Source organism: Pseudonocardia sp. EV170527-09 (genome assembly GCF_008369905.1).
GTDB lineage: Bacteria > Actinomycetota > Actinomycetes > Mycobacteriales > Pseudonocardiaceae > Pseudonocardia.
Window position 1 is genome coordinate 1 of the sequence record NZ_VRMC01000487.1, and the last position, 267, is coordinate 267.

Annotated in this window: 1 pseudogene; it reads left to right on the plus strand. The window is 41.2% G+C overall.

The window, feature by feature from the left end:
* Positions 1-267, plus strand: a pseudogene (locus FVA95_RS32400) (methionine sulfoxide reductase); the annotation flags it as partial.

The window sequence follows — 267 nt, forward strand, 5'->3', positions numbered from 1 at the left end:
GTATCTTATCGATGGAATTCCTCAGGGGAGAATTAAAGCTTCACTCAGTAATTGGACAGGTGTGTGCTATCTTCTTCCTCGTACTGATCTAATAAAGTCGAAAGATAGATCTGATCTGCAACAATCTGGTGTCTATCTTCTTTTTGGGGCTGATGATGATGGAAACCAGCGAGTTTATATTGGACAGGCACGAAAAAGGAAAAATAATAAAGGTGTGCTCGGTCGCATTATGGAGCATCGGGATGAGGAAAAAACCGATTATTGGAC